Here is a 26,999-nt window from a genome sequence, read left to right on the forward strand (position 1 = left end):
TCAACCATTTTAGCTAAATCCTTGTTTATCAACAAGTTTTTATCAACATCACCGCCGATGGATGTGCATTATAGAGCAAATAAAACCTGACGCAACCCCTATTTTTAATTATTTTGGGAAATATATCTTAACTGTATTTTTTATGACCAATTTCAGGTTTTTCAGTTTATTTTTTATCCTTTTCTTTCATTTTTATTTTAGTTAGACTGCGGCCATAATTTTATTTTTAATTTTTTATAAAAATGCCTTCTCTCCCCTTACACAAAACACTGTGTTTTTTGCTGTGTTTATTTTTGCACCCTGCCCATGCCAATAGCCCAACCACTGGTGTACCGCAAATGGTGTATGCCATTTTAAGTTATGCCAAATGGGAGCAAAACACGCCGAATATTTGTATTGTGAATAATCCAGCGCTAGCACAACAATTTAAAAGCCAGCGTAGCACACAGCATGTTTATAAAATCAGCCCACTACAATTAGACGATTTAAAACAGACCAGTTGTCAGGCCATTGTCTTTTCCAACCTAAGCCCACGTGAAGAACAGAATATTCTGAACAGTACAGTGCGTTATCCCGCCTTAAGCATTAGCACCACCAATTCAGCCTGTGAGCTGGGCAGCGTCTTTTGCCTTTACCAGAAGAAAAATCAGCAGTATTCATTTAGGGTGAATATGCAAAGTCTGACGCAATCGCAGGTACATATTGACCCCCGGGTATTATTACTGGGTAAAAACGGGGGCCTAAAGCATGAATAAGCCCAAAGCAGTATCGCTACGACCTATTTTCCGTTCGTACCAGCTGGTGATTTTTATTCTGACCTTTGGTTTATGCCTAGGTATTTTTTGTGTGGTGTCTAATTACACCCTGGAAGTTATGCCAAACAGAGTTTGAGTATTTTATCCGGTTCTCTGGCAGAGCGGATTCAGCCCGCTGTGGTCTTTCATGATACTTATACAATTCAGAAGATTCTGGCTGAATATGCCGAGCAATATCCAATTCACTCAATTCAAGTCATCGCAACCAATGGTGAAGTCCTGTCGACCATTCATCATCATCAAAATGCGTTACCGTTTATTCAGTATTTACTGGACTGGCTGTATTTTCGTGAGCCAGTGACAGTCGAGATTCAGCATCAGCAGCAAAATTTTGGACAACTGGTGGTCTATGGCAATGCCTCCACCCATGTCAGTTTTTTCTATACCATTCTACTGGCGCTGACCATTAGCTTTATTTTACTGCTGGCCTTACTGTTCTGGTCGGCAAATGCGGTTTACCGACATTTGATGAAAGCGGTCAATCCACTGGTACAGACCACCCAGACCATCAGCACCAATAAAAATTATCAGCTACGCCTGCCCTCGTCTGAAATTTCTGAGTTTCAGGAAATTAATCACGTGGTAAATGAACTGCTGGACAAAATTGAAGCCTCAACCCGGGCCCTGCAACATGAAAATCATCAATTGTCGCATCAGGCCCGTCATGATGGACTGACCCAACTTCCTAATCGTGAATATTTCCATCAAATGCTGGCACAGAGTTTTGCCCAAGGTACGCAAGACAGCATTGCCCTGCTGTTTATTGATAACGATAACTTTAAAGAAATTAATGATCGCCACGGCCATGCCGCCGGTGATGCCGTGCTGCTGGAAATGGCCAAACGCTTGCGCCAAGCGTTAAACCAGCATGATTTTATGTCCCGCCTCGGTGGTGATGAGTTCGCAATTATTGTAAAAAATATTGAAGATCATCATGATTTAATTAGAATAAGTTAAAATTTACTCCACTGCTGTCGCCAGCCTTTAATTTTTAATCATCATCCTATTTATTTCAGTTTTAGTATTGTTATCGCACTCGCGCAGTCAGCATCATCTCCTGAAATGCTGATCAATAATGCAGATATGGCCATGTATAAGGCCAAGCAGCTCGCACAACACTGGTACATTTTTGCAGAGCACGGGCGCATGGCCAAAGGTTAGTTTATTCATGTTAAAACATATTTTTAAAACTGCTTGTCTGCTGCTTGCACTGACTACCCTTAGTGCCTGCATGAGTCTGGGGCAGCTCAATTACAAACAGGCCCGCATGCTCAAGCAGGAAGGTTTTAGCCTGACCAGCGAGGGCTGGAGCTTAAGCCTACCAGAAAAACTGCTGTTCGGTTTTGATCAGGCCGAGATCCAGGCACACAACCAGCAAGCTTTACAGCAACTCTCAAGCAAGTTGCTGAAATATAAACTGGATAAAGTCAAAATTATTGGACATAGCGACAATGTCGGTGACCTGGCCTATAACCTTAAGCTGTCCGGAGAACGTGCCGAAAATGTCGCACAAATTTTTATGCAACAAGGTTTTCGACCAGTGAATTTACAGGTAATTCCTCGCGGTGCAGAACAGCCGCTGGTACCAAACACCTCTCCTGAAAACCGGGCGATGAACCGTCGTGTAAATGTGGTGATTGTGCCTTAAGTATTTTGCTACTTTGTAGAATCAGCCTCTTGCAGAGGCTTTTTTTATGGGGAGATTCTATCAGCAGACTTAAATTTCAGGCATAAAAAAACCGCTTAACGCGGCATCTTTTATCTTTCAACTTTAGGGAAATTGGTCGGAGCAGTAGGATTCGAACCTACGACCCCCTGGTCCCAAACCAGGTGCACTACCAGGCTGTGCTATGCTCCGATTTTCAACTTTAAAAGTTGGGGTGAATGACGGGATTCGAACCCGCGACAACTGGAATCACAATCCAGGGCTCTACCAACTGAGCTACATCCACCATCAATTAGTTCTACAATACCAAGCCACCAAAATGGCGCGCCTGACAGGATTCGAACCTGTGACCATCCGCTTAGAAGGCGGATGCTCTATCCAACTGAGCTACAAGCGCTTAACCGATGATACCAAAAACACATCGTTGCCTTGAGAAATTGGTCGGAGCAGTAGGATTCGAACCTACGACCCCCTGGTCCCAAACCAGGTGCACTACCAGGCTGTGCTATGCTCCGTTTCATCTCAGCTTTTCGTGTATCGCACATCGTGCGGTACGGTGTGCATTCTAGGCGCGACGCCCGTGGACGTCAACACCTATCTTTAAAAAAATATGAAAAATCTCTTCAACCGCTTATTTATCAAGCATTTTAGACATTTTTCAATCAATTTTTAGCGTTTTAGCTGCGCACTGAAGTTTAACATGCGATCAAGCGGTAATTTAGCGCGTTCTGCCAGCGCCGGATCAACAAAAATTTCCTGATCCCCCTGCTGTAAAACCTGCAAAATGCCATCCAGTTCGTTCATGGCCATCCACGGGCAATGCGCGCATGAGCGACAGGTCGCGCCTTCACCGGCGGTCGGCGCTTCTACCAGAATCTTGTTCGGTACCGCCTGCTGCATTTTGTAGAAAATCCCGCGGTCGGTCGCCACAATTAAACGCTCATGTGGCAAAGTCTGGGCAGCCTTGATTAGTTGTGAGGTACTGCCGACTGCATCAGCAATATCCACCACCGATTCTGGTGATTCTGGATGCACCAGCACCGCTGCATCCGGATAAAGCGCTTTCATTTGTGCAATCCCGCGGGCACGGAATTCTTCATGCACGATACAGGCACCATCCCAGAGTAGCATATCTGCGCCCGTTTTTTTCTGGATATAACGCCCCAAATGCTGATCCGGTGCCCAGATAATTTTTTCACCCAGGCTATCGAGATGCTCGACAATTTCAACCGCACAGCTTGAGGTTACCACCCAGTCGGCACGGGCTTTCACAGCAGCCGAGGTGTTGGCATACACCACTACGGTATGATCAGGATGGGCATCGCAGAATTGGGTAAATTCATCTACCGGGCAGCCCAGGTCGAGTGAACAGGTGGCTTCCAGCGTCGGCATCAGCACTGTTTTCTCAGGTGACAGGATTTTGGCGGTTTCGCCCATAAATTTCACCCCGGCCACCACCAAGGTTGACGCTGCATGATCACGACCAAAACGTGCCATTTCCAGTGAATCCGATACACAACCACCCGTCAGCTCTGCCAGCTCTTGCACTTCAGGATCGCAATAATAGTGTGCCACCAGTACTGCATCACGTTTTTTAAGTTCGGCCTGAATTAAGGCAAATTTGGCCTGCTTGGCTTCTTCAGTTAAATGATTTTCTTTCGGTTCACCCAAACGGTCTAAATGCGCCTGCACAATCGACTTTGCTTCATTGGCAATTAAATTGGTCGCATCATTCATAACAGCGTCTTCTCTATCGAAATGCTTGTTTGCACAAGCAGTTACATCAGCAATTGGTCAGTGTCAGTGCTTGACCAATCATTAAAAATACAGCGTTGTAAAAAAGCCTCACAACGGAGGCTTTTTCAGAAATACATCAGGGACTTAAGAACGGTAGTCTGCATTAATCTTGACATAATCATAAGATAAATCGCAGGTATAGACGGTATCTTGAGCCTGGCCACGACCTAAATCTACACGAATGGTCATTTCCTGCTGCGCCATGACACGTGCGCCAGCTTCTTCGGTGTAGTCCGCTGCGGCGCCGCCATCTTTACAGATTTGTACATCATCTAACCAAACCTGAATTTTTTCAACGTCTAAATTTGGCACGCCCGCATAACCAATGGCCGCCAAAATACGGCCCCAGTTTGGATCTGAGGCAAAAATAGCGGTTTTGACCAATGGCGAATGAGCAATACTATAAGCAATATCGCAACATTCCTGGGTATTTTGTCCACCTTCGACTGCAACAGTAATAAATTTGGTCGCGCCTTCACCATCACGCACAATCAGCTGCGCCAGACGTGTCATCACCCGGGTTAAAACCTCTAATACTACGGCATAACGCGGATCTTCGGTCGAGCTGATTTCTGTACCACCGGCTTGGCCAGTTGCAATGAAAATGCAGGAATCATTGGTCGAGGTATCACCATCGACAGTGATGCGGTTAAACGAGACATTAACCGTGCTGCTCAGCAGTTGCTGTACCAGTTCATGGCTGATTGGAGCATCGGTAGCCACATAACCGAGCATAGTCGCCATATTTGGACGGATCATGCCGGCACCTTTGGAAATACCGGTCATGGTATAGGTGATGCCATCCAGTTCAAACTGTTCAGATGCACCTTTCGGTGTGGTGTCTGTGGTCATAATACCGCGAGCAGCATCGTCCCAGGCATCAGCACGCAAGCTGTCTAGGGCCGGTTGTAAACCCGCAGTTAAACGCTCAATTGGTAACTGCTCGCCAATCACACCGGTAGAAAACGGCAATACTTCGGCGGTCTGTACACCTGCCAGTTCAGCCAGCTTGGCACAGGTTGCTGCTGCATTTTGCATACCGGTTTTACCGGTTCCGGCATTGGCATTGCCGGTGTTAATCACTAAATAACGTGGATTACCCGCCTGCAGATGCGCTTTACAGATATGCACAGGCGCTGCACAAAAGGCGTTTTGGGTAAATACACCGGCGACATTGGCACCTTCGGCCAGTTCAAAAATAACAAGGTCACGTCGGTTCTTATAACGAACATAGGCTTCTGCTGTCCCAATTCTCACCCCTTTGACCACATGCATCTGTGGCATAGAAACGTCACCTACTGCCATTTTTAAAACGTCCAACCAGTTAATAATTCAGTGTGCACAGCTTAGAACAAAATCAGGAAAAAATCGAGCAGAACCCGTCATCCACAAAATTGTGACCGGACTCAACTGCCGTGCAATAAAAAACCAGCCCGCAGGCTGGTTAGTGTTGTGTGCTTGACCCTTAGTTTTTGGCCAGTTGCGCAGCTTCATTTAATAAAGCCTGTTTGGCTTTTTGCTGGCTTTCTGCAGACAGGGCCGGGTTAGAAGCAACAATGCGGTCGGCATTGGCAGCATTGGCCGGAGCAATGGCTGCAGTCTGGAGCACAATCGGACGTTTATTCGGGTTGGCAAAGGTATAACGGATACCGGTACGTGGGCTTGCAACCGTCACCTGGTCATTATTGACCACTGCTTGGGTGGTGCTTACACCGACTGCGGCCTGAACTTTTGCCGGCGTGGTGGTTTGGGTATTGGCAAAAGCCAAAGCAGGCGTTGCTAAAGCAACAATCAGTAAAGGTTGTAATACTTTTTTCATTGTGTTTTCCACTTTTCGGTGTGCAATGTGCAACTAAATACCATTTAATTTCCTGCACTGCAATCTGTATTCACATCTTGCAAAACTATTCAAACACTTAGCGGAATAAAAAAAGCAGAATCGAAATTCTGCTTTTTGCGAGATGTTTTGAATGGCTTAGATTTTGCCGTGGCACTGTTTGTATTTCAGACCTGAACCACATGGACATGGTGAATTACGGCTTGCCGGTGGCGTAAACACCGTTTCGGTTGGGGTTGTCTGCTGCGCATCGGCTTCGAAAGTTTCACCGGTCAGACTGTCCACATCGGCATGAGACAGATTCAGCTGCATCGCCTCGGCTTGTGCCTGTTTCTGTGCTTCAAGTTCAGCCAGTTCTTCAGCTGTTGGTACGTGTACGCGAGACAAGTCAGTCACGACATCAGACTTGATCACAGCGAGCATGTTCACAAACAGGTTAAAGGCTTCTTTCTTGTATTCCTGCTCCGGATTCTTTTGCGCATAACCACGTAAATGAATGCCTTGACGCAAGTAATCCATTGCCGCCAGATGGTCTTTCCAGTGACGATCCAGCGAGTTGAGCATAAAGTGACGCTCCAGCATGGCTGCAGATTCATCACCCATTTGCTGACGGCGGCTGTTATAACGAGCCACCAGCTCATCAGAAATACGCTCCACCAGACCTTCTTCATCCAGACGGCGATCTTCTTCTAACCATTGGTTAATTGGCAGATCTAAAGCCAGATCTTCACGTAACGCCTGCTCCAGACCGTCAATATCCCACTGATCATGAATCGACTCTGGTGGTACATAGTTGGCAATCACGCCCTGAATCACTTCACGGTGCATTTCTTCGATGTAATCTTGCAATGAGTTTGCGGCAAGAATTTCATCACGCTGTGAGTAAATAATCTTACGCTGTTCATTGTTGACGTCATCGTATTTCAACAGGTTCTTACGGATATCGAAGTTACGTGCTTCAACTTTGCGCTGGGCATTTTCAATCGAACGCGACACCATTTTGTGTTCAATGGCTTCATCTTCTTTCAGGCCCATGGCACGCATCATGGCCACCACACGATCACCGGCGAAAATACGCATCAGGTCATCTTCAAGTGACAGATAGAAACGCGACACACCCGGGTCACCCTGACGACCGGCACGACCACGCAGCTGGTTATCAATACGGCGTGATTCATGGCGTTCAGAACCAATAATATGCAAACCGCCTGAGGCCAGTACCGCTTCGTGGTTCTGGTCCCATTCTTCTTTCAGACGTTGTTCATCTTCAGGTGTCGGGTTTTCAATTTTGGCCAGCAGAGCTTTCCAGTTACCACCGAGCAGAATATCGGTACCACGACCCGCCATGTTGGTGGCAATGGTCACCGCACGTGGTGCACCGGCTTGGGCAATAATATCGGCTTCACGTTCGTGCTGTTTGGCGTTCAGAACTTCGTGATGAATACCGGCCTCTTTCAGTTTGTCCGAAAGGATTTCTGAGGCTTCAATGGTGGCAGTACCAATCAGGATCGGCGCGACACCGGATTCCTGCACGCGCAGGATTTCCTGAATAATCGCATTGTATTTGCCTTCACGATTTAAATAGATTAAATCGTTATGGTCCTGACGGATCATTGGACGGTGGGTTGGAATAATTACCACATCCAGACCATAAATTTCTTTCATTTCTGCCGCTTCAGTATCGGCAGTACCGGTCATACCGGACAGTTTTTTGTACAGACGGAAGTAGTTCTGGAAGGTGGTGGTGGCCAGAGTCTGGTTTTCAGGCTGGATTTCCAGACCTTCTTTGGCTTCAACTGCCTGATGCAGACCTTCAGACCAGCGACGACCCGGCATGGTACGGCCGGTGTTTTCATCGACAATAATCACTTCACCATCATGGATGATGTAATGCACATTGCGCTGATACAGGAAATGGGCACGAATGGCCGCAGACACATGATGTACCAGATTCAGGTTGGAAGCAGAATACAGGCTTTCCCCTTCTGCCAGCAGCCCCATCTGAATCAGCTCATTTTCTACGGTTTCATAACCGACTTCGGTCATTTCAACCGAACGCTGTTTTTCATCAATCCAGAAGTGACCGCCATCTGGCACTTTCTCTTCTTTTTGCGGATGCAGTTTAGGCGGAATGGTATTAATCGCCGCATACAGCTGTGATGAGTCTTCGCTCTGACCCGAGATAATCAGCGGGGTACGTGCTTCATCAATCAGGATCGAGTCGACCTCATCGATAATGGCATAGGTCAGGCCACGCTGCTTTTTCTCTGCCAGCGAGAACACCATGTTGTCACGCAAATAGTCGAAACCAAATTCGTTATTGGTTCCGTAAGTAATATCGGCACGGTAAGCTTGCGCTTTTTCGGTCGGGTCCTGCATCGAATAAATAATGCCGATGCTTAAACCCAGAAATTCAAAGAGTGGACGGTTGAGCTCGGCATCACGCTGTGCCAGGTAGTCGTTCACGGTAATCACGTGTACGCCTTCACCACTTAAGGCATTCAGGTAACAGGCCAAAGTCCCCATTAAGGTTTTACCTTCACCGGTACGCATTTCTGCAATTTTACCTTCGTGCAGGGTAATACCACCAATCAGCTGTACATCATAATGGCGCATGCCCATGACCCGTTTCCCGGCTTCACGGCAGACTGCAAACGCTTCTGGCAATAACTTATCTAGACTTTCGCCCTTGTTATATCGTTGTTTGAATTCTTCGGTTTTTGCAGATAAGTCTGCATCGCTTAAGGCTGATATCGTCGGCTCGAGCGCATTAATCTTGTCTACGATTTTACGCATGCGTTTGAGTTCGCGCTCATTTTTGGTACCGAAGATTCCTCCGATCAGACTTGCCAACATGAATAGACTCTCTAAATCTTGCTTGTCAAAAGAATAATTTGTTCTCAGTCGTTATTATGGTGCTAGAAATTTGAAGTACAAGGGTTTTGCACACAACCCATCAAAAAATTCTGATGATTTCTATCCGTACAGCGAAGCTAAGGCAAAATAATGTAGCAAATTTTAATCGGATGATATAGTCAAAGCATGACAATATGACTGCATGTTTTTTCAGCATTTCATGCAACTACTTATTCCATATATTCATAAAGAATTACAAAAAAAGTATTTTCAATGCTAAAAGAATTGCGCCATAGTCAATTCCATCCCCCAATACAACAACGATATGAGGCAGTTAAAATGAGTTTACGATTAGGCGATACCGCACCCGACTTTACTCAGGAATCAAGCGAAGGCACCCTGAACTTTTATGAATTTCTGGGCGACAGCTGGGGCATCCTGTTTTCACATCCTGCCGACTACACCCCGGTCTGCACCACCGAACTGGGCTATACCGCAAAACTCAAACAGGAATTTGAAAAACGTGGCGTCAAGGCCATTGCCCTGTCGGTCGATGATGTCGAGTCACACAAAGGCTGGATTAATGACATTAACGAAACCCAGAACACCAGCGTGAATTTTCCGATTATTGCCGATCAGGACCGTAAAGTATCGACGCTATATGATTTTATCCATCCCAATGCCAGCGAAACCCTGACGGTACGCTCCCTGGTAATTATCGACCCGAATAAAAAAGTGCGTTTAATTATTACCTATCCGGCCTCTACCGGACGTAATTTCCATGAAATTTTACGCGTGGTCGATTCCCTGCAACTGACCGACAACTATAAAGTGGCCACCCCGGCCAACTGGCAAGAGGGTGAAGATGTGGTGATTGTGCCTTCACTGCAAGATGAAGCCGAATTAAAACAGCGTTTCCCGAAAGGCTATACTGCAGTAAAACCGTACCTGCGTTTAACCCCGCAGCCGAATCGTGACTAAATAATCAATATCCGTTCATCTTCCTGTATGCCTGTCTTCAGACGGGCATTTTTTCATGGTACAAGGTCAGCACCTCAGCCGTGCTACACTGGGATGGTCCAGCACAACCGATTAGAACACTATGCCCAAAAATCTGCTTGCCCTGGTCCTGACCTGTATTTGTTGCACGGGCTGTATGACTACACCTGCCTTGCCTGAACAGCAACGCCCGAGTGTCTGGGCTCAACCGCTGGATGCGCAGCACAATTTTTATCAGGTCAGCCCGATGCTGTTTCGCAGCGAACAGCCCGATCAACAGCTGGCAGCATTGTTACAACAGCATGATATTGATGTGGTCATCAACCTGCGCCCCAAAGCGACAGAGGCTGAACCGCTACAGCAGCATGGACTACAATCGGTGCATCTACCGATTCATACCTGGGCCATTGACCGGGAAGATTTATTGCAGGTGATGCAGCAGATTCAAACCGCCCAAGCCCAACAGCAAAAAGTGCTGATTCATTGTTATCATGGTGCAGACCGGACCGGGGCCAGTGTGGCCATGTACCGGATTATATTTGAACACTGGCCGGTGGAACAGGCGCTGGCAGAAATGAAATATGGTGGCTTTGGCTTTCATCCGATCTGGGTCAATATTGACGCCTTATTTCGTCCTGAAAATATAAAATGGATTCGACAGCAGCTGTCGAATCCATCGAATGAAAACTCACGGCAAGATACCGATAGACTGGACAACTAGTTCCGCTTGTCTAACGGCACCCAGTCAATCACCCAGGCCGATTTCATGTTCAGGCTGGCATCCGCCGCAATTTTCTTGCGCGCTGCATCGGCACTTTCACGGTCTTTGGATGGCCCCACCATAATCCGGATCCCTTTAGAGGTTGGACTCTTGGTGACTTTATAGCCTTTGGCTTTTAAGCGCGCGGCCAGTGCATCGGCATTGGCCTCATTGGCAGCCAGTGCCACCTGCACCATCCACTGCTTGCCATCATCTTCGCCTTCCAGCAGTTTACGTGCTTTCTCGGCTTCAGCTTTCTTTTTGGCTTCTTCTTCGGCTTTACGTTTGGCTTCTGCCTGACGTTTTTCCTCAGCTTTGCGCTTCTCTTCTGCAGCTTTCTGTTCAGCAGCCTTGCGTTCCTGCTCGGCCTTGCGTTTGGCTTCTGCCTGACGCTTTTCTTCGGCTAAGCGTTTTTCTTCCGCAGCTTTTTGTTCTGCTGCTTTTTTCTCGGCAGCAGTACGTTCCTGGGCCGCTTTCTGTTCAGCGACTTTTTTGGCTTCAGCTGCTTTTTGCTGTTCCAGCTTTTTCTGGGCAGCCAGTTTTTCTTCAGCCAGACGTTTTTGTTTGGCCTGCTCATCTTCAACCAGCTCTGGCGGAATATTGTCGGAACTTTGCTGCTGGCCATTACGTAGTGCATTTAAGGCCGCATATTCTTCTGCAGCCTTACGGGCGGCTTCAGCTTCTGCCTGCTGCTGCATGGCCAGGAATTCAGCTGCACGCGCTTCCTGTTCAGCCACGGCTTTTTCACGGGCACGGCGCTGCTCTTCCAGCAGACGTTTTTCAGTTTCTACATCTACCGTTAACGGTTGTAGCTGAATCATTTCGGCTTCAGGCGCAGTATTTTGCTGTAACTGTTCGACCCGTTCTGGCGTTTTGACATTATTTTGATGTATTTCTTCTTGGCCTTTCAGGAGTAATGCTGCCAATAACACACCACCACCCAATAAAACAACGCCGCCCATCCAGCGCTGTTTGTTATTCATTGACATTCTTCCAAATACTCCCATACCGCTTCTAAGGTATGAAATGATCCACATACCAAAATCAGCTGATTATTGTTTGTTTCATCCAGCGCTGATTTAAAAGCTAATTGAACACTATCAAAGTGCTGTACTGTTTCGCCCTCGAGGGCCGCATCCAGTTGTGTGATGTCTGCCGCACGAGGAACATTTAATTGTGCAATTTTCCACATTAAAACATGTTCTTTCAATAAGGCAACGACAGAATTCACATCTTTATCGGCCAGCATGGAAAACACACTGATCACTTCGGTGTACTGTTTATTGTAATTTAAATAATTTCGCAATTGCTTTAACAAAAACTCTACACCGTGCGGATTGTGCCCGGCGTCAAAGATTACGGTCTTGCCGGCAATCTGGCGAATTTCAAAACGGCCCGGGAGCTGGGCCTGTTGGATGCCTTTGGCAATCGCCTGCTGCTGGATGTTTAGACCGCTAAGTAACACGGCGGCAACTGCGGTCGATATATTTTCCAGCGCCAGCGTGCCAAGCGGTAATTTCAAGGTGCTGCCACTGCTGGCAAATGACCAGGACTGGCCATCTGCAGCAGTGCGGTAAAAATAATCACGATTGGCCACATATAGCGGGGCCTGACACTGCGCAGCCTTGTCCTGAATGGCTTGCGGTAATTCCTGCACGCCGCCAAAGATCACCGGAATATTCGGGCGGATGATGCCGGCTTTTTCAAAGGCAATTTTTTCAATGGTATCGCCCAGCCAGTCGGTATGATCCAGCCCGATATTGGTAATCACGGCCACATCGGGATGTACCACATTGACCACATCCAGACGGCCGCCGAGACCAACTTCTAGCACCCAGACATCACAAGCCTGCTGCTTAAAAATGACAAAAGCCGCCAGCGTGGTGGCTTCAAAAAACGATAAACTTAAATTACAGTCACGACGCGCCTGATCGACCTGTACAAAGGCCTCAATCAGTTGCTGGTCATCGACCTCGACGCCGCCCAGTTTGACCCGTTCATTAAAACGGTAAATATGCGGCGACTGATACAGCCCCACCTGATAACCCTGAGCATTTAAAATCGCGGCCAAGGTGGTGGTGGTGGAACCTTTGCCATTGGTGCCCGCGACGGTAAACACTTTTGCGTCCGGGTGAGTGACGCCCAGCTTTTCAGCCACAGGAATCACCCGTTCCAGACCTAAATCAATCCCTGTAACGTGAACATGGCTCCAATAATTGAGCCATGTTTCTAAAGAGTCGGTTGCAAGTGGTGCTGTATTCAAGACAAATTCATCAGTTTCGTGACAATGCGATATACAGTATCACGTAATGCATGACGATGAACAATCTGATCGACCACACCATGATCAAGCAGGTATTCCGCGCGCTGGAACGGTTCATCCAGTTTTTCACGTACGGTTTGCTCAATTACACGCTTACCGGCAAAGCCAATCATGGCTTTTGGTTCTGCCAGATGAACATCACCCAACATTGCCAACGATGCCGTTACGCCACCATATACCGGATGGGTTAAGACCACGATATATGGTAAGCCCGCTTCTTTTAAACGCTGGATGGCTGCTGAAGTACGCGCCATCTGCATTAAAGACAGCATGCCTTCCTGCATACGCGCACCGCCTGAGGCGGCAAAGCAGATTAACGGCTGACGTTGCTGAATGGCACGTTCCGCTGCAAGCACAAAACGGTCACCGACCACCGTGCCCATAGAGCCGCCCATAAAGTCAAATTCAAAGGCACAGGTGGTTACCGGCACGCCTTTTAATAAACCTTGCATGACCAGTAAAGCTTCAGTTTCACCGGTTTTCTTTTGTGCTTCGGCCATACGGTCCGGATACGGCTTGCTGTCCACAAATTTCAGTGGATCTTTAGCAGAAAATTCCTGACCCAGTTCGGCATCGACCTGATCGAGGAACCAGGTTAAACGGTCACGCGCTTTCATGCGTAAATGCTCGTCACATTGCGGGCAGACATAGGCATTGAAAGACATGGCTGTACGAGTCACCAGTGCATGACATTCCGGACATTCGATGGTTGGTTCGGTGAATGTCGCCTTTAAGGCTTGCTGCTCATCCGGTACATGAATTCCCGGTACGCCGCGTTCTGTCCACGGCGTAGTTGGGCTTAAGATTTTCCCTGGCTTGACTTCTTGACTCATACTAACTCATCGAGCGCGGCTCGAAGCTCCTTGACTTTATTAACCGTTTCAACCACGGCTTGTTCTGGTTCGAGGTTGGCAAACTGTTTTACGAAAGCACTGCCGACGATGACTGCATCTGCCACGGCACCCATGACTTTGGCAGATGCCGCATCACTGATACCGAAACCGACACCAACCGGTACATCGGTGACTGCCTTGATTTTCTCAATCCGCTGCGCCGCTTCAGAGACATCTAAAGTGGCTGCACCGGTCACGCCTTTGAGCGACACGTAGTAAATAAAGCCGCTGGCCTGTTTCACTACATGCTGGATACGCTCATCGGTAGAGGTTGGTGCCAGCAGGAAAATCTGGTCCATATCATACTGCTGTAAGATCTGGTCCAAATCGGCAGCTTCTTCTGGCGGCAGATCCACCAGCAAGACACCATCTACCCCACATTCATGCGCATAGGCGACAAACTTCTGGTAGCCAATGACCTCAACCGGGTTTAAATAACCCATGAGCACCACTGGTGTTTCCGTGTCTTTTTGGCGGAATTCCTTGACCATATTCAGTGCATCGAGGGTATTGGTTCCCCCTGCCAATGCACGTTCTGCAGCCAAGGCAATGACTGGACCATCGGCCATCGGGTCAGAGAATGGCAGTCCAAGCTCAATCACATCTACACCCGCCTCAACCATTTGATGTAACAGCGGTACCGTTACCTGTGGCTGTGGGTCACCTGCCATGACATAAGATACGAGGGCCTTACGTTGTTGAGATTTCAACTGTGCAAATCGGGTGGCTAAACGTGACATAGGGCTGTGCTTTCCTTGAATAATTCAAAACTGATAAGTTGCTATTGTCGAAATACAGGACATCGCATTGTAACGCTATTTTTTGCTCATTGAACAGAGCACAGCTGGTCGATGCCCGATTTCATCAGCAAAGCGCGAATTCCAGAACAACCCGAAAGCTACATTTACCGATATTTCGGTTTTTTTCTCAATGATCAAAGATGCCTAATTTCGCTATTCCCAGCAATCTCAAGCAGTTAGAAAAACCCAATGACTGAGCAAAAAAGATGATAAAAATAGGACAGTTAGCATTTACATTTAAAGTTTTCAGAAATAGCAAAAGCTGCTTTATACTAGCGCCGTTTTCAGACTTTTTCTTATTTCTATGATTTCCGACTCCCAGGCAAAAGTGCACGCTCGCGGGCTTGCGCTGTTGCCACTTATTGTATTTTTAGCCATTTTTTTAGGCAGTGGCATTTACCATTCCCTGATTGGGACCGAGTTTGCCTTCTATCAGGTCAAGGCGCCGGTGGCGGCCATTCCAGCCATTATCCTGGCATTATTGCTCTATCGTGGTCAGCTGAACCGGGCCATTGAAGAATTTTTGCAGGGCGCCAGCCATCCCAATCTGATCCTGATGTTTATGGTGTTTATGCTGGCCGGTGCCTTTGCCAGCACCAGTGGCGCCATTGGCAGTGTCAATGCCACGGTACAGCTGGGCCTGTCGATTATTCCGCCGGAATTTGTACTGCCGATGCTGTTTCTGATTTCAGCCTTTGTTGCCACTGCCATGGGCACCTCAATGGGCACCATTGCAGCCTGTGCACCCATTGCCTTTGGTTTTTCCGAAGCCACGCAAATTGCCACGGTCTATACCATTGGTGCGGTGGTTGGCGGTGCCATGTTTGGCGACAACCTGTCGATGATTTCCGACACCACCATTGCCGCCACCAGCAGCCAGAAAGTACAGCTGCGTGACAAATTCAAGGTCAATGTCTGGATTGCCGTACCGGCCGCGCTGATCACAGTGCTGATTTATATGCTGATCAACCAGAATACCCAGGCCATTGCCTATCAGGAGTATAACGCCTGGCTCATCTTGCCTTATGTGGCGGTGTTTGTGCTGGCCTTTTCCCGCCTGCATGTACTGGCAGTGTTAACCATTGGGATTTCACTCTCGGCACTGATGGGACTGTTGATGCTGCCTGAGTTTGATCTGCTCAAGCTGAATGGTGCTATTTATGACGGTTTTGTCGGCATGTTTGAAGTGGCGTTGCTGTCGATGTTCCTGGGTGGCTTATCGGCCATTATGCAAAAAGAAGGTGGCCTGGAATGGCTGATTCAACGCATCTACAAGCTGACTCGCCTGTTTAAGGTTGGCGCGCAACGTGCTGGTGAGTTGGGGATTAGCTTTCTGGTGGTGTTTTCCAACCTGTTTGTGGCCAACAATACCGTGGCGATTATCCTGTCTGGAGATATGGCGCGGGAAGTGGCGCAGGAATATGGCGTCGATCCGAAACGCGCTGCCGCCCTGCTGGATATTTTCTCCTGCGTGGTACAGGGCCTGATTCCTTATGGCGCCCAGTTATTGCTGGCCTGCTCGATTGCCAAAATGTCACCGGTAGAGCTGATTGGCAGTGTCTATTATTGCTGGGTGCTGGCGATTTTTGCGATTGCCGCTATTGCCTTGCGTTTCCCTAAACTGCGCACGGCTTAAGACTGTACTTTTTAATTTTCCAAGCGGCTATTCAGCCGCTTTTTATTGGTGGTCTGTTGCTGACGCAGTACCCGGCGCCGCTCGGTTAAGGTCTGGCCGCAATGCGCTTTATAGGCACGCGCCAAAGCCGACTGATCGGAATAACCGAGCTGGCTGGCAATCTCGGTCAGACTCAGCTTTTGCGGTAATAGCAACTCACAGCGTTTGATCCTTTCCATGTCCAGCAGCTGTTTAAATGAGGTCCCCAGTTCACTCAGTTGACGCTGCAAAGTGCGACTGGACATACACAGCTCGACAGCCAGCTCATCCAGCTTGGGTGCCTGTTGCTGCAGCCTTAAATAATCGGCAATCAAATGACGCAGTTTCTGGTCCAGCCCTTCCAGCAAAGGTTTGGCCGCCATCGCTTCTTCAGCCTGTTTTTTTAAAATCCCGATTAAAGTTGGATCAGGCTGCTGTGGTTGCAGCTGCAGGCTGTCGATGCTCAGCACCAGCTGATAATCTGGCTGATCAAACAGCACTTCGCAGCCATAAAACTTTTGATATTGATACAGCGCCGTTTGCGGAGCATGGGCAAAATGAACCCGGCGCAAGGGAAAGTGCTCGGCCGCAAACATCTGCCGGGCCAGTTGCAGCATACAGGCAAAGGTGATTTCGTGAATCAGCGTGCTCTGATCCTGCGGATTCGGCCAAGACACAATCAGCAAATCATCCTGCTGCTGAATCTGCATGGGGACCGCTTCGTTGGCATCAATCACCAGCCGGCTAAACTGGGCAATATACTGCAAGGCTTCGGCCACGCTATTACTGCGCGAGGCCATATAGCCGAGCACACCAAAATGCTCCGGACGGATAAAACGCGCCAGCTCAAACACCAGATAGGCTGTGTTCAGCTGCTGCCGGGTCTGTTCCAGCAGCGCAATAAAAGCCTGACAGGAAGATTGGCCATCAATCGGCAAACTGAGCACATGCTGCACATATTGCTGCAAGCTGTCTGACAGCTCGAGCTGTTGCGGCTGCACACCTTGTGCCTGCAGATAGGACTGCCACAAATGCACATAGCCGTTTGGAATCTGAATATCACTCAGGTAAGTTGTCATCCTGACATTTCTTATTTTCACTATGGCGTAAAATGTATAAAAACTGGCAAGACTTGTCAAAACAAAGCCGCTAAAGCCCGACATACTGCAGATATGAACGACTAGATGAAGTAAAACAAGATGAATGCCATAGTCCAATATCAGGCGCAACCAGTGGTGCGCAGCAATCTCGACTTTAAGCTGGAACAGATTCCACGCTTCTGGTTTGGTGGAGATCCTTTTCTGACCCGCATGTTTGATGCCTTAAGCCTGACCTTTCCCGATGGGGAACGCTATTTTATTCAGTCGGTACGCTTATACCGCGAGCAGATTCAGCAGCCAGAACTGCAGCAACGCGTGGCCGACTTTATCCGCCAGGAAGCCCAGCATGGCATCGCGCATGACAAAATGAACCAGCTAATGAAAAATCAGGGTATGCCGGTGGATCAGTTTATCCGCCAGCTCAACCGGATTTTTAAATTTGAACTGGAAAAACGCTCCCCGGAATATAATATTGCCACCACGGCAGCAGCCGAGCATCTGACCGCCCTCATGGCTGAAACCTTTTATGCCCATCGCTCGACGTTAGCTGAGGCACATCCGTATGTGCGTGCCTTGTTTGCCTGGCATGCGATTGAAGAAATGGAACACCGCGATGTGGCCTTTGATGTAATGCGCGATGTGGCCCAAGTTTCTAAAGCGATGCGGCATTTTGCCCTGGTCTGGACCACGTTCCTGATGTTTGGTTTTACCATTTATCGGGCCAATATCATGTTAAAACAGGATGGCTTTAGCCTGTGGCAACGCCTGCAACTGAATGCCAAAGGTTTGCCGTGGTTCTTTGGCAAAAAAGGCACCTTGACCCGGATGGGCCGGCTATATAAGGACTGGTTTAAAAAAGATTTTCATCCCAGCCAGCATCCGATTATTGCCCAGTATGAGGTCTGGATTAACACCCTGGAACAAACCAACGATCCGATTCAGGCCGGTGAAGCCTTCTGGCAGGCGGCTAAAGATTAAAGAAGTTATGGTGGATTAAAAAAGCTGAATGTCAGGTTCAGCTTTTTTATTCGATGGATGAGCCGTAGCTTTTTGATGATCAGGATCAGCGACTAACAATTACCATTTGGCATAATGCTGTTCCAGCAAGGCATATTCATTCAGGAACACAATTTCCTGATCATCCTGCACAATGGTACCGCTGACTTTGGCCTGCCACTGGCTAAACTGGCTGCCCACCAGGCGCAAATTCAGATTTTCATAACGGCGCCAGCCGGTGGTCACGGTTAAATTCAGGCTTTGGTCCAGCGAGACAATATTCCACTGGTTATCTGACTGCTGCTCAAATAACACATCTGCCAGCGGATACAGGCGGCCATTGACCCACAGGCAGTTTTCATTGCCAAAGCTTTCATTGACACCAGAAGCCAGATTAATGCCGACCCGCTTGTTCTGGGCATCCCAGAAATTACAAGACAGCCAGAACCAGGCCGTTTCCGGTCGTAAAAAACCACAAGTATCATCCAGAGAAACAAAAGTTTTGTCATGAAACTGGATGGTTTGTCCCTGCTTGTTGATAAAAAAACCTTCACAGCCGAGCGTGGTCAGCTTTTGGGTATAGGTCCAGCCATTAATCCCATTCGGACTGCACATGCTTAATGGATCGGTGCCGGCACAGAAAATTCGCGCACTCAGACGCAGTTCGCCGTATTTAGTCACCCGGATATAACGCACTCCATTGGCATGCTGAATATCCAGCTGATAACCGGCTTTATGAAAATGACTATGGTTAAACAGCGGCTGCTCGTCCAGCACCGTATGCCGGGCCAGAAAACTGATCGCATCCCACTCCAGCACTTCACCAGTCAAATGATTGTAGATATAAACAAAACCATGCCCGGCCCAAGCAATATCAACAATGGCCAGGCCGATGGTGTAGTGCTCATGCTGAATACAACAAAATTTAAACTTTTTATATTTTAATCGTTTACGCCACCCAGACAGCACATCACCATAAGGGCTTTTATATTGATAATGATGGTATTGGATACTGGTCGGTAATTGCTTAAAACGTCCGTAACGTGGCTGTCCATTCTGTTGTATTAAATCCATGTACGACATTCCATGTGGTTTGAGACACTGTAGCTACCGCTTTATTATGCCTATAAAATCTGGCCAGAAAAATAAAAATAAGATTATTTTATCTAAACAATAACAAAAACATAGATTGCTTTCTTTCACAATATTGGAGTCAAGCTGATTGCTTAAGTCTGCTACAGTCAGGACTCGGCAATAGGCAAATAGGTATTTTCCCAGCGGTTTCCGGCAAATTCCCCGGCCACCAGTTGTACATAACGGCCATGCACCTGATCAATGGCGATGCAGTCATCGACATCCAGTACCCGGTCGGTATGCTGCTTTTGCCAGTGTGCAGCAAAATATGCCTTGCCACGCTGTTTGGCCACCATGGCATTTTGTGCAACCACCAGAACATAGCGATGCAATTCGCCAAATTCACGCGCATCGTAGCCGCCTAAATTGATTAGCCAGAGTTTTTCATGTGCCTGATTCGGGGCCGCATTGCTAAATTGCAGCTGATATTGTTTGCCTTCAAATTCCACCCCATTGATTTGCGCCCAGGCATCAATATGTAAGCCTTGTTGTTCGCCAAACCAGGCCTGTCTTAGCTGAGGGAAAGTCTCTTCTAGCGTATCAGCCACGGTAAGAACCACATCGTGCACTTCGGTATTGGCGCGGGCATGACGACCGCCTAACATGACGATAAACAGACTTGGCATGGGAGACTCCAGAAGATGGTTTTAACCAGGTAGAAGATAAATCAGCAATATGATACGCGTTGGCGATCGGGATGTCGCCTGTTGAGCAGCATGACAGGGACGTCAGATCTGCTCAACAAAAGTCTTTGCTTACTTTGGGCTTTTCCAAAGTAAGGGAAAATCTGGATGAATTATAATTGCCTGAATTTGTGTCAAAAATCGGATCTGAATAATAATCCTCCCCTCGTCCCTCCTTTAAAAAAGTGGGGAACTTTCATTACAACAATAAAAAAATCGCACCCAATTGCTTGAATGCGATTTAAATCCTCCCAACCCTCTTTTACTAAGGAGGGCTATTCCCTCTTTCTTAAAGAGGGTTAGGGAGATTTTTTACATATCCACCATTTCCACGCCATCAATACGCGCTACCGTCATCAAGTCTTTATCACCACGGCCTGAAACCGTTGCAATAATAATTTGATCTTTCGACATGGTTGGCGCCAGCTTGGTTACATACGCCATCGCATGTGAACTTTCTAATGCCGGAATGATGCCTTCAATCTTGGTCAGGTCACGGAAACCTTGTAAAGCTTCCTGGTCATTAATTGGCACATAATCCACACGATGCATATCTTTCAGGAAGCTGTGCTCAGGACCCACACCCGGATAATCCAGACCAGCAGAAATCGAATGGGTTTCAATAATCTGACCTTGTTCATCTGACATCAGGTAAGTACGGTTGCCGTGAAGGACACCGACATGACCGGCATTCAATGGCGCAGAGTGTTTCCCCGTTTCAATGCCTAAGCCCGCCGCTTCAACACCGTACATTTTCACCTCCTGATCATTCAGGAATGGATAGAACAGGCCCATAGCATTAGAACCACCTCCCACACAGGCCACAAGTGCATCCGGCAGACGGCCGGCTTGTTCCTGAATCTGACGGCGTGCTTCACGGCCAATAATGGACTGGAAATCACGCACCAGTTGCGGATAGGGATGTGGACCCGCCACAGTTCCGATCACATAATAGGTTGAATCGACATTGGTGACCCAGTCACGCATCGCTTCATTCATGGCATCTTTTAAAGTTTTAGAGCCACTTTCTACCGCGACGACTTTGGCACCCAGCAAACGCATACGATACACGTTCATGGCCTGGCGCTTCACATCTTCCGCACCCATGAACACTACACATTCAAGACCTAAACGCGCCGCGATGGTTGCTGTCGCCACACCATGCTGACCGGCACCAGTTTCGGCAATAATACGTTTTTTACCTGAAAGTTTGGCCAATAACGCCTGACCAATGGTGTTGTTCACTTTATGCGAGCCGGTATGGTTCAGGTCTTCGCGTTTTAAGTAAATCTGTGCACCACCCAACTCTTTCGACCATCGCTCAGCATAATACAGTGGACTTGGACGACCGACGTAATAAGCGAGATCACGGTCGAATTCTGCCAGAAACTGTTCATCATTCTTCATGCGAAAATAGAGCTTTTCCAAGTCTTCTAAAGCCGCCATCAGGGTTTCTGACACAAAACGTCCGCCATGGATACCGAAGTGCCCTTTTGCATCAGGGAACTGGGTATAGTCAATTGCCTGTTTTTCTGTATTAACAGTTTGCTGATCCACGATGGACTCCTTGCATAAAGCGTTCTATGAGTTGTTGGTCTTTAATACCTTTTGCGGATTCTACGCCTCCGCTCACATCTACAGCAAACGCGGCTGTGGTGTGAATGGCGTCTTCAATATTGTCAGGGTTTAATCCACCGGCCAAAATCAGTGGAATATCCAGTTGGGGAAAGCTGCTCCAGTCAAAGCTGTGCCCGGTTCCGCCCTTTAATTCAGGATGCCAGGCATCTAAAAGTACAGCGCTGGCACCGGCCTGCTGATATTTTTGAATTTCAGCCACCACATCTAGCCCCGGTTTAACCTGAATCGCCTTGTACCAGCGACGTCCAACCTGCTGCGCAATCGACTGGCACTGTTCCGGGCTTTCATCGCCATGAAATTGCAGGATGTCCAGCGCGACTGTATTGAGAATGGCCTGAATCTCACCGGCTGAGCTATTTACAAATAAACCCACCACCTGCACATAAGGCGCAATGGCCTGTACCAGAACGCTGGCCTGTTCTGCGCTCACACTGCGCGGACTTGGAGGATAAAATACAAAACCAATTGCATCTGCACCACTGTTGACGACGGCATGTACATCTTCAACCCGGGTGATGCCGCAAATTTTGGCACGGGTTCGCATAACTTGTTTGGCTCTCGTAATGCCCGCTTTATAGCCTATCTATAAATATGGGGCCGGCTCATTGTAATGCAAATTTTTTCACTTGAGTAAAGTTCAGCCTGATAATTCTTGCACAAGTTGTTTAAAATGCATACGGCACTTATACTGCGCCCGTTTCACAGCAAGTTTAAGCCTTGGCTTTAGGGAAATTGGTGAAAATCCAACACTGCCCCCGCAACGGTAACAATGAAACATATATCAGTTTAAATCATGCGATTTACACCACTGTATTCAGATATGGGAAGGTGGATATATAGGTCCAGGTCATCATCAAGATGCTTGGCGCCACATTGAAGTCCGGATACCTGCTTGTTGTGCCCTTTAACTCAATCATTCACGTGGGGTGAATGTATGGAGCACATATCATGTCTATTCAATTTCAACCTACTGCCTTGGTAGGTGCAATCGCTCTTGCGATGGGGTTTTCAACTTCTGTCTTTGCTACGGAGTCTCAAGAGCAACCTGCCGTCAATGCGGCCCTGGATACCTTGGTGGTTACAGCTACTCGTTCTGAAGAGAAGATTGGCAATGTGCCTGCGCGGATTTCAATTATTGAGCCACACATATTAGAGCAATCTCCAATTGCCGAACTCCCCCATCTTTTAATGTCCGATGCATCCATCAATATGGTGCAATCGGGCGGTTTTGGGCAAGTGTCTTCAATTTTTACCCGCGGAACCAACTCTAACCATACACTCGTACTTCGTGACGGCATCCGTCTAAATACAGCCTCTTCAGGTATGGCCTCTTTATCTTTCTTAGATACCACCGATATTCAACAAATTGAAGTTCTAAAAGGCCCTGCATCTGTTCTATACGGCACAGATGCAATTGGTGGTGTCATTCAAATGGTTTCAAAAACACCTGAAAAAAACCAAGCCTTGCTAACAACTGAAGTGGGTGAAAATTCTACCTATAAAACTGTTATCGGTGCTGATCTGGCAGAACAGGGATTTTATGCTCAAATTCGTGGCCAGCGTTTAGAAACAGATGGGACAAAAATTAAAGAAACCAGTCATGAAACTGCTGCTTTTGATCAGAAAGGCTATAGCGCCAAACTTGGTGTAGATCAACAAAACTATGCTGTTTCTCTGGATTATCAGCAAAATGAGGGAAATATTAAATATGATAATTTTGGTGCTCTAAATAATCAGGACTTTGAAACAGAAATTATTAATCTAAAAGGTCATGTAAAATTAAAGCCACAACTTGAACTGAATGCTCGCCTTTCCCAGTTCCAAGATGACTTATATCAAAATGATCCTAATTTTATGGGACAGTTTGACTTTGCTTCCAGTCAAACTCGAGAAGCAGAATTATATGCAAAATTACAGCTTAACTCTGCCCAGCAAATTCTAATTGGTACACAACATCAAAATATTCAGGGTAATGTGCTGTCTTATGGTCAAAAATATGAAACTGATCTAGATTCACTGGGCTATTATTTCCAGCATCAATATCAGACCAATACACTGAATACCCAAGTAGGTATCCGTGTTGAAGATCATGAAAAATATGGTACACATACTATCGGCCAGGCTGCAGCCCGATACCAACTTCTGCCTCAAACCAGCCTTTATACCAATGTTGGAACGGCTTTCCGATCACCAAACCTAAACGAACTTTATAGCTCATCCGGCAATCCGAATTTAAAACCTGAAGAAAGTCTTTCTTTCGAAATTGGCCTAGATCAACAGCTCAATCATGGCTTGACAACAGGCATTACCCTGTATCGAAATCAGGTAGATCATCTAATTGATGCCACAGAAGCGACAGGCTACAGTTTTAGAAACCTGGATCGTGCAATTTTTGAAGGTAGTGAACTGTATCTGAATTGGCAAGCCCCACATGCTTTTATTAAAACAGGCTACCATTATGTACGGGCCAAAGATGATACTACCGGTGAAGACTTAAGCCGTAGACCACGCCAGAAAGCAACCCTTACCCTAGGATGGGCTGAAGAACAGTTTGGCTTATCTACCACTTTAACAGCGAACTCATCTTCAGATAACAGTGCTTATGATGATGTCAGAATTCCAGGCCATTTCAATGTAGATATGAGTGGCTATTACCAACTTCATCCAGCCATCAAATTATTTACCAATATTCAAAATGTTAGTGATAGTAAATATCGTACAGCCTATGGTAGTGGTAGTTACTACATCAACGGCGGCCGCCTCGCCTCTGTCGGCGTAACGGTTAAATACTAAACGCCCCAAAGGACATATAAATTTTGAGGATCATGTCGTGACTGTGGCATGATCCTTTTTATATTCACATGATTAAAAATTCAAGGAACAGCTATGGGCCACCGTTTAAGTAAAATCTATACCCGTACTGGCGACTCAGGCACCACCGGTCTGGGTGATGGTTCACGTGTTGCCAAAGATGATTTACGTATTACCGCACTCGGCGATGTCGATGAACTGAATGCCACCATTGGCGTACTGCGCGCACAGATTGCCGCCAGCACCATTCAGGACAAAGCCAGCTGGGATAAATCTTTAAGCCTGATTCAGCACTGGCTATTTAATTTAGGCGGTGAAGTCTGCATTCCGGGCTTTACTCTGGTACAACCGGTATCAATCGAGTTTCTAGAAAACGACATCGATCGGATGAATGAAACCCTGCCCATGCTTAAGGACTTTATTCTGCCTGCCGGCACCTTGGCGTGTAGCTATGCCCATCAGGCCCGTGCTGTCTGCCGCCGTGCTGAGCGTAGCGTGATGTCAGTGCATAGCCGTGACCAGAATATTCAGGCCACGTCTTTGCAGCTCTTAAACCGTTTATCTGACTGGTTATTTGTGGCTTCACGCACCCTGCAACGCAGTGAAGGCGGCGCTGAAGTGCTGTGGCAAAAAAATATTAACGAAACGATTGAATAAAGCCGTCATTTTCATAGAAAAAATTGATGAAAATATGCGCTGATCTGACTTGTATAAATTTAAGATCAGCGCACAATAGCGCTGTCACATCCCGGTCATCTTAAAGGCTCACAATGAAACTTCCTCCCCAAACGCTGAGCCTGTTATGCGTATAATTGGACATCGTGGTGCCCGCGGCGAAGCCCCGGAAAATACCCTGGGCGGTTTTCAGTATATTCAGGATTTAGGCGTACGCGCCGTCGAGTTTGACGTACGTCAGCTCAAAGATCAGCAACTGGTCATTATGCATGATGATCATTTGATCCGGACCACCGGTCAGGACCGTCCGCTGTATGAATGCAGCACGCAAGATTTACATCATTATAATCAGGCCTATGGTTGGAAAAACTGGTCGAATTTTGAAATCACCCCGTATTTAAACCAGACCCTGGCCCTAATCCAGAACTTTGAACATATTGAAGTTGAAATTAAAGCGGTAGAAACCCAGGCACAGGCTGAACAGCTGACCCTGGCCTTGCACCAGCAGCTCAAAGGCTTTGAACATTCTGCTGTGATTACCAGTTTTGACCTGAAAATTCATCAGGCCTTACAGGCGCAGCAATCGACCTTTAAGCGCGGTTTACTGATTGAAGAAGATATTCAGGAACAGGCCATTGAACAGGCATTGCACTTTGGCTGCTGCCAGATTGGCTGGATGAATGAACTGGCGACCCCGCGTATGATTCAGGCCACCCAGCAAGCACAACTGGGGGTCAGTGTCTGGACGGTGAATGAAGTAGAACGTGCCAAACAGCTGAAAGATTTAGGCATTAACGGATTAATTACCGATTTTCCAAAACTAATGATGCAGCATATTTAATAAAAATAGACGCTCAATCAGCCTGCATGTTACAGGCTGATTTTATATTGATTGAACTTCTATTTAGCGTTGATTGGCCTGAATCAGCATTAGCCCGCGCTCATCCAGCAAATATAAGGTTTTACCCTGTAACTGGAAGCGTTTGACCCGTTGCAAGGCATCCATCAAGTCGGCTTCCTGCGCCAGCGCATGATCACAACTATTATGCGTGGCACGGCTGTTCAGGCTTAAACGGCCCTGACTGAACTGCAGCTGATAGCGGCCGAAAAGAGAATTACAGCCGGTATTGCCCTGCAGATTCTGAAAACGGGAATTGAGCATTAAATACGGGCTGGCATGAAAATAACGTGCCTTTTTCCCCTGAATGGTTTGAATTTCCCAGCGAATATCCTGCAGACCATCGCTACTGCGTTTAACCGCTGCCGGTGCTTTTACCGCACGTGGCTGTGACTGGACTTTGGAGGCTGTAGAAGACGGCGGTGTGCTTTGACAGGCCGTAATGAAAACCACCGCGATCAAATACGGCAAAATTAAACTAATTTTACGGTATCTCATGTGATTGATTTCGCATTGATCAAGGATTTATCTTTATCATGCCGCAGCCTTCGATAAAATCAATGAAGCTTCAATCTTATTCTGTTACTGTTTAGTACAATACATCTGTACAATAATGCTAGTGACGCCGAAACGCGCATGCTAATATGCTCAAATCTTATTCCAT

General features: G+C 47.2%; 24 protein-coding genes, 4 tRNA genes and 1 riboswitch. Of the genes, 10 read left to right on the plus strand and 18 right to left on the minus strand.

Annotated features, from left to right (window positions below; translation table 11 throughout):
• The first annotated feature begins 293 nt into the window (after positions 1-293).
• From F905_RS09080 to F905_RS09090, 3 genes are all read left to right on the plus strand, one after another.
• Entirely contained in the window at positions 294-755 is a 462-nt protein-coding gene (locus tag F905_RS09080) for a regulatory sequestration protein YfiR (RefSeq protein ID WP_228127899.1), read from the plus strand.
• 132 nt (positions 756-887) lie between these two features.
• The gene (locus F905_RS09085) at positions 888-1,772 is read left to right on the plus strand and encodes a diguanylate cyclase DgcN/YfiN (protein WP_005179943.1); all 885 of its coding nucleotides are present in this window, start codon (positions 888-890) and stop codon (positions 1,770-1,772) included.
• A 211-nt stretch (positions 1,773-1,983) separates the two neighbouring features.
• Positions 1,984-2,463, plus strand: a complete 480-nt coding sequence (locus F905_RS09090; RefSeq protein WP_005179945.1) for an outer membrane lipoprotein YfiB — start codon at positions 1,984-1,986, stop codon at positions 2,461-2,463.
• Between the two features lie 133 nt (positions 2,464-2,596).
• Here the strand turns inward: F905_RS09090 and F905_RS09095 are convergent.
• The 8 genes from F905_RS09095 to secA form a co-directional block, all read right to left on the minus strand.
• Positions 2,597-2,673, minus strand: a tRNA-Pro gene (locus tag F905_RS09095).
• Positions 2,674-2,691: 18 nt separating this feature from the next.
• Positions 2,692-2,767: transfer RNA gene (locus F905_RS09100), tRNA-His, on the minus strand.
• Between the two features lie 34 nt (positions 2,768-2,801).
• A tRNA-Arg gene (locus tag F905_RS09105) sits at positions 2,802-2,878 on the minus strand.
• 41 nt (positions 2,879-2,919) lie between these two features.
• Positions 2,920-2,996 (minus strand) — tRNA-Pro (locus F905_RS09110).
• 154 nt (positions 2,997-3,150) lie between these two features.
• Entirely contained in the window at positions 3,151-4,218 is a 1,068-nt protein-coding gene (nadA, locus tag F905_RS09115; protein ID WP_005179948.1) for a quinolinate synthase NadA, read from the minus strand.
• Between the two features lie 144 nt (positions 4,219-4,362).
• Positions 4,363-5,583 carry a bifunctional glutamate N-acetyltransferase/amino-acid acetyltransferase ArgJ gene (argJ, locus tag F905_RS09120; RefSeq protein WP_005179950.1) on the minus strand — a complete coding sequence of 407 codons (1,221 nt, stop codon included), beginning with the start codon at positions 5,581-5,583 and terminating at the stop codon, positions 4,363-4,365.
• A gap of 160 nt (positions 5,584-5,743) precedes the next feature.
• The gene (locus F905_RS09125; RefSeq protein ID WP_005179954.1) at positions 5,744-6,097 is read right to left on the minus strand and encodes a hypothetical protein; all 354 of its coding nucleotides are present in this window, start codon (positions 6,095-6,097) and stop codon (positions 5,744-5,746) included.
• A gap of 156 nt (positions 6,098-6,253) precedes the next feature.
• Positions 6,254-8,971, minus strand: a complete 2,718-nt coding sequence (gene secA / locus F905_RS09130) for a preprotein translocase subunit SecA (RefSeq protein ID WP_005179958.1) — start codon at positions 8,969-8,971, stop codon at positions 6,254-6,256.
• Between the two features lie 339 nt (positions 8,972-9,310).
• Between secA and F905_RS09135 the strand changes: the two genes are divergently transcribed.
• Together F905_RS09135 and F905_RS09140 are read left to right on the plus strand one after the other, a co-directional pair.
• Entirely contained in the window at positions 9,311-9,952 is a 642-nt protein-coding gene (locus tag F905_RS09135) for a peroxiredoxin (protein WP_005179960.1), read from the plus strand.
• Positions 9,953-10,073: 121 nt separating this feature from the next.
• Positions 10,074-10,691 carry a dual specificity protein phosphatase family protein gene (locus tag F905_RS09140; protein WP_034597893.1) on the plus strand — a complete coding sequence of 206 codons (618 nt, stop codon included), beginning with the start codon at positions 10,074-10,076 and terminating at the stop codon, positions 10,689-10,691.
• Here F905_RS09140 and F905_RS09145 read toward each other — a convergent pair.
• From F905_RS09145 to trpA, 4 genes are read right to left on the minus strand one after another with little or no spacing between them, the layout of a single operon-like run.
• A complete protein-coding gene (locus F905_RS09145; RefSeq protein ID WP_005179963.1) occupies positions 10,688-11,713 on the minus strand; it encodes an SPOR domain-containing protein in 1,026 nt (341 codons plus the stop codon). The two genes, F905_RS09140 and F905_RS09145, sit on opposite strands and share 4 nt — an antisense overlap.
• On the minus strand, positions 11,710-12,993 hold the full coding sequence (gene folC / locus F905_RS09150) for a bifunctional tetrahydrofolate synthase/dihydrofolate synthase (RefSeq protein WP_005179965.1): 1,284 nt from the start codon (positions 12,991-12,993) through the stop codon (positions 11,710-11,712). Before folC ends, F905_RS09145 begins: the two co-directional genes overlap by 4 nt.
• Positions 12,990-13,886, minus strand: a complete 897-nt coding sequence (gene accD, locus F905_RS09155) for an acetyl-CoA carboxylase, carboxyltransferase subunit beta (protein ID WP_005179967.1) — start codon at positions 13,884-13,886, stop codon at positions 12,990-12,992. The genes folC and accD overlap by 4 nt, the downstream gene beginning before the upstream one ends.
• The gene (gene trpA, locus F905_RS09160) at positions 13,883-14,686 is read right to left on the minus strand and encodes a tryptophan synthase subunit alpha (RefSeq protein ID WP_005179970.1); all 804 of its coding nucleotides are present in this window, start codon (positions 14,684-14,686) and stop codon (positions 13,883-13,885) included. Before trpA ends, accD begins: the two co-directional genes overlap by 4 nt.
• 364 nt (positions 14,687-15,050) lie before the next feature.
• On the opposite strand from trpA, the gene F905_RS09165 reads away from it, so the two are divergent.
• On the plus strand, positions 15,051-16,382 hold the full coding sequence (locus F905_RS09165; protein ID WP_005179972.1) for a Na+/H+ antiporter NhaC family protein: 1,332 nt from the start codon (positions 15,051-15,053) through the stop codon (positions 16,380-16,382).
• An 11-nt stretch (positions 16,383-16,393) separates the two neighbouring features.
• On the opposite strand, the gene F905_RS09170 is transcribed toward F905_RS09165, so the two are convergent.
• Positions 16,394-17,479 (minus strand): helix-turn-helix domain-containing protein, encoded by a 1,086-nt coding sequence (locus tag F905_RS09170; RefSeq protein WP_005179974.1) that lies wholly within the window; start codon positions 17,477-17,479, stop codon positions 16,394-16,396.
• Between the two features lie 120 nt (positions 17,480-17,599).
• Between F905_RS09170 and F905_RS09175 the strand changes: the two genes are divergently transcribed.
• Positions 17,600-18,478 carry a metal-dependent hydrolase gene (locus F905_RS09175; RefSeq protein WP_005179977.1) on the plus strand — a complete coding sequence of 293 codons (879 nt, stop codon included), beginning with the start codon at positions 17,600-17,602 and terminating at the stop codon, positions 18,476-18,478.
• A gap of 99 nt (positions 18,479-18,577) precedes the next feature.
• On the opposite strand, the gene F905_RS09180 is transcribed toward F905_RS09175, so the two are convergent.
• The 4 genes from F905_RS09180 to F905_RS09195 form a co-directional block, all read right to left on the minus strand.
• On the minus strand, positions 18,578-19,570 hold the full coding sequence (locus tag F905_RS09180) for a DUF2804 domain-containing protein (protein WP_005179978.1): 993 nt from the start codon (positions 19,568-19,570) through the stop codon (positions 18,578-18,580).
• 167 nt (positions 19,571-19,737) lie between these two features.
• Positions 19,738-20,256 (minus strand): DUF1543 domain-containing protein, encoded by a 519-nt coding sequence (locus tag F905_RS09185; RefSeq protein WP_005179980.1) that lies wholly within the window; start codon positions 20,254-20,256, stop codon positions 19,738-19,740.
• Positions 20,257-20,625: 369 nt separating this feature from the next.
• The gene (gene trpB, locus F905_RS09190) at positions 20,626-21,870 is read right to left on the minus strand and encodes a tryptophan synthase subunit beta (RefSeq protein WP_005179981.1); all 1,245 of its coding nucleotides are present in this window, start codon (positions 21,868-21,870) and stop codon (positions 20,626-20,628) included.
• Complete coding sequence (locus F905_RS09195) at positions 21,851-22,495, minus strand: phosphoribosylanthranilate isomerase (RefSeq protein WP_005179983.1); 645 nt, start codon at positions 22,493-22,495, stop codon at positions 21,851-21,853. The genes trpB and F905_RS09195 overlap by 20 nt, the downstream gene beginning before the upstream one ends.
• A gap of 145 nt (positions 22,496-22,640) precedes the next feature.
• Positions 22,641-22,862: riboswitch (cobalamin riboswitch) on the plus strand.
• 37 nt (positions 22,863-22,899) lie between these two features.
• Here F905_RS09195 and F905_RS09200 point away from each other — a divergent pair.
• The 3 genes from F905_RS09200 (at position 22,900) to F905_RS09210 (ending at position 26,278) form a co-directional block, all read left to right on the plus strand.
• Positions 22,900-24,744 (plus strand): TonB-dependent receptor plug domain-containing protein, encoded by a 1,845-nt coding sequence (locus F905_RS09200; protein WP_005179986.1) that lies wholly within the window; start codon positions 22,900-22,902, stop codon positions 24,742-24,744.
• A 93-nt stretch (positions 24,745-24,837) separates the two neighbouring features.
• Positions 24,838-25,419 carry a cob(I)yrinic acid a,c-diamide adenosyltransferase gene (locus F905_RS09205; protein WP_005179987.1) on the plus strand — a complete coding sequence of 194 codons (582 nt, stop codon included), beginning with the start codon at positions 24,838-24,840 and terminating at the stop codon, positions 25,417-25,419.
• A 145-nt stretch (positions 25,420-25,564) separates the two neighbouring features.
• On the plus strand, positions 25,565-26,278 hold the full coding sequence (locus F905_RS09210; protein ID WP_005179990.1) for a glycerophosphodiester phosphodiesterase: 714 nt from the start codon (positions 25,565-25,567) through the stop codon (positions 26,276-26,278).
• Positions 26,279-26,341: 63 nt separating this feature from the next.
• On the opposite strand, the gene F905_RS09215 is transcribed toward F905_RS09210, so the two are convergent.
• Positions 26,342-26,833: an META domain-containing protein gene (locus F905_RS09215; RefSeq protein ID WP_005179993.1), complete on the minus strand. Its 492-nt coding sequence runs from the start codon at positions 26,831-26,833 to the stop codon at positions 26,342-26,344.
• Positions 26,834-26,999 lie beyond the last annotated feature (166 nt).

The organism is Acinetobacter sp. CIP 53.82 (genome assembly GCF_000369465.1).
GTDB classification, from domain to species: Bacteria; Pseudomonadota; Gammaproteobacteria; order Pseudomonadales; family Moraxellaceae; genus Acinetobacter; species Acinetobacter indicus.

Bases quoted from the DNA above. Each gene is read 5' to 3' on its own strand.
- F905_RS09090 (WP_005179945.1), top strand. From the start codon at position 1,984: ATGTTAAAACATATTTTTAAAACTGCTTGTCTGCTGCTTGCACTGACT.
- nadA (WP_005179948.1), bottom strand. From the start codon at position 4,218: ATGAATGATGCGACCAATTTAATTGCCAATGAAGCAAAGTCGATTGTG.
- argJ (WP_005179950.1), bottom strand. From the start codon at position 5,583: ATGGCAGTAGGTGACGTTTCTATGCCACAGATGCATGTGGTCAAAGGG.
- F905_RS09125 (WP_005179954.1), bottom strand. From the start codon at position 6,097: ATGAAAAAAGTATTACAACCTTTACTGATTGTTGCTTTAGCAACGCCT.
- secA (WP_005179958.1), bottom strand. From the start codon at position 8,971: ATGTTGGCAAGTCTGATCGGAGGAATCTTCGGTACCAAAAATGAGCGC.
- F905_RS09135 (WP_005179960.1), top strand. From the start codon at position 9,311: ATGAGTTTACGATTAGGCGATACCGCACCCGACTTTACTCAGGAATCA.
- F905_RS09140 (WP_034597893.1), top strand. From the start codon at position 10,074: ATGCCCAAAAATCTGCTTGCCCTGGTCCTGACCTGTATTTGTTGCACG.
- F905_RS09145 (WP_005179963.1), bottom strand. From the start codon at position 11,713: ATGAATAACAAACAGCGCTGGATGGGCGGCGTTGTTTTATTGGGTGGT.
- accD (WP_005179967.1), bottom strand. From the start codon at position 13,886: ATGAGTCAAGAAGTCAAGCCAGGGAAAATCTTAAGCCCAACTACGCCG.
- trpA (WP_005179970.1), bottom strand. From the start codon at position 14,686: ATGTCACGTTTAGCCACCCGATTTGCACAGTTGAAATCTCAACAACGT.
- F905_RS09165 (WP_005179972.1), top strand. From the start codon at position 15,051: ATGATTTCCGACTCCCAGGCAAAAGTGCACGCTCGCGGGCTTGCGCTG.
- F905_RS09170 (WP_005179974.1), bottom strand. From the start codon at position 17,479: ATGACAACTTACCTGAGTGATATTCAGATTCCAAACGGCTATGTGCAT.
- F905_RS09175 (WP_005179977.1), top strand. From the start codon at position 17,600: ATGAATGCCATAGTCCAATATCAGGCGCAACCAGTGGTGCGCAGCAAT.
- F905_RS09180 (WP_005179978.1), bottom strand. From the start codon at position 19,570: ATGGATTTAATACAACAGAATGGACAGCCACGTTACGGACGTTTTAAG.
- F905_RS09185 (WP_005179980.1), bottom strand. From the start codon at position 20,256: ATGCCAAGTCTGTTTATCGTCATGTTAGGCGGTCGTCATGCCCGCGCC.
- F905_RS09195 (WP_005179983.1), bottom strand. From the start codon at position 22,495: ATGCGAACCCGTGCCAAAATTTGCGGCATCACCCGGGTTGAAGATGTA.
- F905_RS09200 (WP_005179986.1), top strand. From the start codon at position 22,900: ATGTCTATTCAATTTCAACCTACTGCCTTGGTAGGTGCAATCGCTCTT.
- F905_RS09205 (WP_005179987.1), top strand. From the start codon at position 24,838: ATGGGCCACCGTTTAAGTAAAATCTATACCCGTACTGGCGACTCAGGC.
- F905_RS09210 (WP_005179990.1), top strand. From the start codon at position 25,565: ATGCGTATAATTGGACATCGTGGTGCCCGCGGCGAAGCCCCGGAAAAT.
- F905_RS09215 (WP_005179993.1), bottom strand. From the start codon at position 26,833: ATGAGATACCGTAAAATTAGTTTAATTTTGCCGTATTTGATCGCGGTG.